A 6,800-nucleotide genomic window follows, 5' to 3' on the forward strand; every position below is an offset into this window, starting at 1 on the left:
GGCAGCCGCCCAATGGGCCAGGAACCGGTCCATCGCCGTTGCACACGCCTGGGGGGCGCTCATATGCGGGCAATGGCCGACATTCTCGACCAGGCAATAAGTGCTGTTAGGTAGTACGGCGTGCAGGTATTCACCCACGGCCACGGGGGCGATCAGGTCGTCGGTCGATTGCAGGATGAGTACCGGGGTGGTCAGGCCGAACACATCCTGGCGGTTATCCGAGAGAAAGGTCACGCGGGCGAACTGCTTGGCGATGTCCGGCTCGGTGCGGCAGAAGCTCTCGGTGAGCGCCTCGCTCAGGTGCGGCTGCGTCGGGGCGCCCATGATCACCGGGGCCATGGCGCTGGACCAGCCCAGGTAGTTGCTGTCGAGGGTGTCGAGCAGGTCGTCGATGTCGTCGCGCTGGAAACCGCCGACATATTCCTCGGTATCGATATAGCGTGGCGATGGGCCAATCATCACGTGCGCGGCAATGCGCTGCGGGATGAAACGGTCGGCGAGGGTGCCGATCATCGCGCTGACCGAGTGGCCCACCAGAATCACCGGGCCTTGGGCATAGGCGTCGATAATCTCGTTCAGGTCATGGGCATAGCCATCCAGGCGGCTGTATTTGGTTTTGTCGAACGCACTCAAGTCCGACAAGGCCGGCGCCGACCAGGTCATACAGCACCACGCGAAAGCGCTCGAGAAAGTGCGGTGCCAAGGCATTCCACATGGCCTGGTTGCAACCAAAGCCGTGGGAAAACACCAGCGTCGAGGGACCGTGGCCCATCACATGTATATTGTTGCGGTGACGTAGGTCCATGGGGTTCTCGTGGATGGCTAATTGCTATGCAGCTTAGTGGGCAGTTTAGATAGTCGCAGGCCCTGGGTCACGCGTTTGCGTGCAGATAAGGTAAAGTCGGCGTCTTCAGGGAGAGACTTCAGGTAACCATACATGATCGTGCTTGTGCGGCAATCGGTGTTCAGCCTACTGGCCCTGGTGTTTTCCAGCCTGTTAATCGCCGCTCATGCGGACACCTCGCCGATTGGGGTTGCCCTTGATCAGCGGGTCATCGACCTGACCAATACCCTCGACTCGGGCACCGTGCTGCGCCTCAAGCAACAACTCGCCGACCTTGAACAACGCAAAGGCGCGCAAGTGGCCGTATTGCTGGTGCCGACCACCGGCAGCAGCGGCATCGAAGACTATGCCAACCAACTGTTCCGCGCCTGGAAGCTGGGGCGCAAGGACGTCAACGACGGCATCCTGCTGGTGGTGGCCAAAGCCGACCGCACAGTGCGCATCGAGGTGGGTTATGGCCTGGAAGGCATCGTCACTGATCTGCTGGCCCATCGCATCATTGAAGAACGTCTCACTCCAGCGTTTCGTCAGGGCGATTTTGCCGGTGGCATCCAGCAAGGCGTGAGCGCGCTGGTGGTCCTGGTGGACGGCGGCGACCTGCCTGAAGTGGCCGGGCCGGGGATCAACCCGCAATTTTTCGCGATATTGGCGGCGTTTGTCCTGGGGGCGCTCGCCGGTACACTGATCGCCGCTGGCAAGTTGCACTGGCGCAGAGCTTTTGATCATCGCAGTTGCGGCCACGCTGTTGCTGACGGTATTGGCCGGTGGTCGGGACTGGCCGATGTTCCTCGTTGCAATGCCGCTGACCTTGTTGATTGGCGGCGCGCTATTCGGCGCGTTGTGGCAGGTGCGCACGCTGTTTTACGGCGTGATCGGGCTGCTGGCTTACATCCTCGGGTTGGTGGTGGCAAACCATTACGTAGACGTCAGTTTCACCCACTGGTTGCTGTGGCCCCTGGGCGTCTTGGTGGTGCTGGGGTTGTACCTGGTGCTGGTGCTGCTCATGAGGCAGACCTGGCGCACCAGCCGCGCAGGTTTTAGCGTACGACTGCTGGCGGCGGTGGCCGTGTATGGGGTGGCGGGGCAGGTGATGGACGGCGATCACGACGCCTGGTTGCTGGCATTTCCTATCGCATCGTTTGTTGCGCTGATTATCTTTGGCAAGGTCGGCGAAGGTTCTGGCTCCGGCGGCGGGTCCAGCTCAGGTTCCAGCGGCTCCAGCACCAGCAGCAGTTCGTCGGGCGGTGGCGGTTCCAGCGGTGGCGGGGGGGCTTCCGGCAGTTGGTAGATGACTCGGCGGCTGTCCCATAGCGGAACAACCGCTGAACTGTACCTTTGAGGGTGAAGCCCCTGGGTACTGGTTGTTCGGCAAAGCCCTGAGTGCTAAAGCGGCTTAGACAGTGGAGTTGTCACGCCTTGGTCCAACCGCCGTTGCCGTCAGGTTTTATTTCGAAGTCGATCGGTTCACGCAGGGCATTGGACGCGGAGTCGTTTAAGGCCTTGTCATCCCAAGTTGGGAAGGCGGGCAGGGTGCCGGTGCCGTGATATCCAGCCCTGGTATTGACCTGGGCGTCATCGACGGTCTTTTTGTCTGAAGGCAAGAAATTGCGATCCAGCCGAGTGCGGTTGGCGTGGTCGCGCGTCGCATTGCCAATGTTTTTCCAGCCGCCCTTGCCATTGGACACTTCGGCATCTTCTCCAGCCTGTTTGTCCAGAGAGTTTTTCCTCGGTACATCGTTATCGATAGGGTGTTTGCCAGCGGGCTGGTACGCGGGTACGAATGGGGCGGAGCCATTGATTGAAGACATGATTGCACCTCTCTGATTGCTTGGAAATTGACCCTGTCAGAGGGTGGCCCTGACAGGGCGTTTCGCAGGCTACAGCGCCTGGGGCAGGCGCTCAACGAGGTCTGTTTTTGGCTGGATGTAACAACGTGAAACCGCATCAGGTTGTTGGTTTTCGAGTGAGTCAAAAGGCTATAGGCGCAGTCCGGCCCACGCTCCGAAAAGTCAGGCTGGCTGTCAGATAGCGCAGCGCAGTGCCAGCTTTTCACTCACCGAAACACATTCGGTCGTTGCAGGTCTTTTGGTTGCCTCACGCTTGGAAACACTTTTGCAATCACTCGTGCAAACGGCTTGCATTAAAGCGTCTTCACCATCTCATGCCACGCCATACCCCCATGATCCGACGGCGAAGGGCGCACGTAGGTGTAGCCCATTGCTCGGTACAACGGCACATGCTGCGCCTTGCACATCAGGTGGAGGGTGCGCTTGCCCATTGCCTGCATGCGTTGCACGAACTCAGTCATCAGCCGTTTCGCATAGCCCTTGCCTTGATGGGCCGGGTCGACCACCACCGACATGATCACCACATTCGGTGCCTCGGCCACATGGCCCACCAACTCCTTGAAGGCCTCGTCCGACATCACCACTTCATGGGCGCACCCTGAGTTGATGAAGCCCACCACTGCGCCATCTTCCTCCAGGATCAAAAAGCCCTCGGGATACTGCGCGATACGCGTGGTGATCTTTTCAAGCGTGGCGGCTTCGTCGCCCTCGTAGGCGCTGGTTTCGATTTCAAAGCAGCGTGCTGCGTCGGTGGGCAGGGCGTTGCGCAGGGTGAGGGTGGGCATGGGCCGTTCCAGAGATTTTCAGTGAAAGGCCACATCATAGAGAAACCTTGCACCTTTGGCACCGCAAGGCCGGCCCTGACGGGTGAAGCGTGAGGTTCAACTTTGGTGCTGCGCAATCAAACTGTGGGGCTTGCCTGCGATGACGGCCTGAAGGCCGACACCTATCTATCTGACCCTACGCGATCCAAATGTGGGAGCTGGCTTGCCTGCGAAGGCGGCCTGGCAGGCGACACAGTTGATTGCGTACATATCCATTCCTGCGGTAACGGCCACTTAGGGTTCCGCTTTTACAGCCAGCCCTTTCAAGGTCTTCTGTAAAATCCCCTGAAATTCATTCAGGGGGTACCTAAACGATGTGGGCGGAAGTTCTAGCGCGTTTCGAAAAAAAAGCACCTGCCAGTGTCATGGCCAAACTGGCGCTGCAGCAGGCTATTGCCCCCGAGTGGATTGATCAGGTTTTCGAAGAACACCGGCAACGGCAGTATTCTCGTGAGCTATTGTTCTCGACCATCATCAAGCTAATGTCCCTTGTTTCATTGGGCTTGAAGCCATCTCTGCACGCCGCCGCGCGACAACTGGAGGACCTTCCGGTCAGCCTGGCGGCTCTCTACGACAAGATCAGTCGTACCGAGCCTGCTCTGTTGCGCGCCCTGATTACGGGCTGTGCACAGCGCCTGGCTCCAACCATCCGGGAGCTGGGCTGCACGGCGATGCTGCCGGGTTGGCAGGTTCGGGTAGTGGACGGTAATCACCTGGCATCCACTGAAAAACGTCTGGGAGCTTTACGCAACGAGCGCGGCGCCGCTCGTCCCGGTTTTTCGGTTGTTGCATACGATCCCGATCTGGATCAGGTCGTCGACCTTCAGGCGTGTGAGGATGCCTACGCAAGCGAGCGCGTTTGTGTGCTGCCTTTATTGGCCAATGCCGAGCCAGGCCAAGTGTGGCTGGCTGACCGGCTTTATTGCACGCTCCCGGTTATGGAGGCTTGTGAGCAAGTCCAAACTTGCTTTGTCATTCGTCAGCAAGCCAAGCATCCACGCTTGATTCAAGAGGGTGAGTGGCAAGAGCCAGTACCTGTGGAAACTGGCACTGTGCGTGAGCAGATCATCCAGGTCAAAGGCGGTTACCAATGTCGGCGTGTCGAACTGACGCTTCATTCGCCAACGGACTCCGGCGACAGCAGCTTGATGTTCTGGAGCAACCTGCCTGAGAGCGTCAGTGCGCAACAGATCGCCGAACTGTATCGCCGCCGCTGGAGCATTGAAGGTATGTTCCAGCGACTGGAAGCGATCCTGGAAAGTGAGATCGAAACCCTTGGCAGCCCAAAGGCTGCCTTACTGGGGTTTGCAACGGCGGTATTGGCTTACAACGTCCTGGCTGTTCTCAAACGCAGTGTTGAACAGGCTCATCGGGATACCCAGCCTGAAGGATGGGAAGCCTCGATTTACCATTTAGCGGTTCAGGTCAGGAGTGGATATGAGGGAATGCAGATTGCGCTGCCCTCGGAACATCTTCCTGTCATTCCGTTGGAAAAACTGGCTCAGCACTTATTGGCGCTTGCCAGAAATATCCAACCTAAACAAGTTGCGAAAAGCCCCCGTGGCCCCAAGGTACCCAAGCCCAAAGCATGGGTTAAAGGCACCGCGGTGAATGCGCATGTTTCAACGGACCGGATAATCAAGGCTGCCAAGACGAAAAGACCTTGAAAGGGCTGGCTCTGACAGCGGCTCACTTTTGAAAAGCCTGAATTCCGGCCAGCGTGGTTTGATGGGGCGCCTAAGATCAAGATCAAAAGCAGATCAAGAGCAAGAGCGGCTCGCTTCGCATCGTRGTTACCGTTGAGCACTACAGCGTTGTGTAGATACACATGGCTATCGCAGGCAAGCCCGCTCCCACAGTTGGGTCGTGTGAGCACCGTCAGATCCCACATAGCTTGCGCAACAAATCGGTGTCCAAGTGATGCTCCACCAAGTCCGCCAACCGCTCGATATCGCGCTCGCGCAAGCCGTGATAATCCACCTCTTGCACCTCCTGCAACCCGGCCCAACGCAGCAAGGCGCTGCACGCTGCCGGGGTCTCGAACAAGCCGTGCAGGTAGGTGCCTAGAACTTGCCCATCAGGGCTCTGCGCGCCATCGCTGCGGCCATCGTCCAGCAGGACCGCAGCGCTTGCCAAGGCAGCGCCGCAGGTCACCCCCGCATGGATTTCATAACCGCTGACGTCGGCATCTTCCAATACCAGACGCCCACGCACATTGCGCAGTTGTTTCTCTTGTTCCAGGGTGGTGCTGAACGCCAGCAAACCCAAGGCCGGCACTGGAGCCCGCGAGCCCTTCCAGACCCAGCGGGTCATGGACCTGCTCGCCGAGCATCTGCAAGCCGCCGCAGATCCCCAGTACCTTGCCGCCATAACGCAGATGCCGCGCCACGGCGGTGTCCCAGCCATTGGCACGCAGATAGGCCAAGTCACTGCGCACGCTTTTCGAGCCCGGCAGGATGATCAGGTCAGCGGCAGGTATCGCCTGGCCCGGCCCGACGAACTGCAAGTCCACCTGGGGGTGCAAGCGCAGCGGGTCGAAGTCGGTATGGTTGCTGATGCGCGGCAGCACCGGCACCACCACCTTGAGCACCTGGGCGGCCTTGTCGATCTGGCGCTGGTCGATGCCGTCTTCCGCCTCCAGGTGCAGGTCCATCACGTAGGGCAGCACGCCGACGACCGGTTTGCCGGTGCGCGCTTCGAGCCAGTCCAGCCCTGGTTGCAGCAACGCGATATCGCCGCGAAAACGGTTGATGATGAAGCCCTTGACCCGCGCCTGTTCACTGGGCGACAGCAGCTCCAGGGTGCCAACCAGATGGGCAAAACACGCCGCCAGCGGTTGATGTCCGCGATCAAACAGCACCGGGCAGTCCACCGCCTCGGCGAAAGCCCATGTTGGCAATGTCATTGGCGCGCAGGTTGATCTCGGCCGGTGAGCCCGCGCCTTCGACCATCACCACCGGGTAGGCCTGGCTCAAACGCGCGTGGGAGGCCAGCACCGCTTGCATCGCAATGGCTTTGTAGTCGTGATAGGCCACGGCATTCATGCTGGTGACCGCACGGCCATGGATGATCACTTGGGAGCCGGTGTCGCTGTTGGGCTTGAGCAATACCGGGTTCATGTCGGTATGGGGCGCCAGGTTGGCAGCCTGGGCCTGCACCGCCTGGGCGCGGCCGATCTCGCCGCCTTCGGCGGTCACCGCGCTGTTGAGCGCCATGTTCTGCGGCTTGAACGGCGCCACCGCGACCCCCTGGCGTACCAGCCAGCGACACAGCGCAGTCACCAGG

The 6,800-nt window shown here is 59.7% G+C and carries 3 protein-coding genes and 3 pseudogenes; 2 read left to right on the forward strand and 4 right to left on the reverse strand.

Annotation, left to right across the window (positions count from 1 at the left end):
• Window positions 1-805: pseudogene (locus DQ405_RS23170) on the reverse strand (alpha/beta fold hydrolase); the annotation flags it as partial.
• Between the two features lie 132 nt (window positions 806-937).
• Between DQ405_RS23170 and DQ405_RS23175 the strand changes: the two are divergent.
• Window positions 938-2,132, forward strand: a pseudogene (locus DQ405_RS23175) (TPM domain-containing protein).
• 121 nt (window positions 2,133-2,253) lie between these two features.
• Here the strand turns inward: DQ405_RS23175 and DQ405_RS23180 are convergent.
• Both DQ405_RS23180 and DQ405_RS23185 read right to left on the reverse strand, forming a co-directional pair.
• The gene (locus DQ405_RS23180; RefSeq protein WP_102667052.1) at window positions 2,254-2,652 is read right to left on the reverse strand and encodes a hypothetical protein; all 399 of its coding nucleotides are present in this window, start codon (window positions 2,650-2,652) and stop codon (window positions 2,254-2,256) included.
• Between the two features lie 332 nt (window positions 2,653-2,984).
• Entirely contained in the window at window positions 2,985-3,476 is a 492-nt protein-coding gene (locus tag DQ405_RS23185; protein WP_014718149.1) for a GNAT family N-acetyltransferase, read from the reverse strand.
• Between the two features lie 404 nt (window positions 3,477-3,880).
• On the opposite strand from DQ405_RS23185, the gene DQ405_RS23190 reads away from it, so the two are divergent.
• A complete protein-coding gene (locus DQ405_RS23190) occupies window positions 3,881-5,182 on the forward strand; it encodes an IS4 family transposase (protein ID WP_168426289.1) in 1,302 nt (433 codons plus the stop codon).
• A gap of 211 nt (window positions 5,183-5,393) precedes the next feature.
• Here DQ405_RS23190 and DQ405_RS23195 read toward each other — a convergent pair.
• Window positions 5,394-6,800, reverse strand: a pseudogene (locus DQ405_RS23195) (cobyric acid synthase); the annotation flags it as partial.

The organism is Pseudomonas sp. SST3, from assembly GCF_003325755.1.

What these genes read in the sequence shown, in the direction of transcription:
- DQ405_RS23185 (WP_014718149.1), bottom strand. Translation starts at nt 3,476, where the DNA reads ATGCCCACCCTCACCCTGCGCAACGCCCTGCCCACCGACGCAGCACGC.
- DQ405_RS23180 (WP_102667052.1), bottom strand. Translation starts at nt 2,652, where the DNA reads ATGTCTTCAATCAATGGCTCCGCCCCATTCGTACCCGCGTACCAGCCC.
- DQ405_RS23190 (WP_168426289.1), top strand. Translation starts at nt 3,881, where the DNA reads ATGGCCAAACTGGCGCTGCAGCAGGCTATTGCCCCCGAGTGGATTGAT.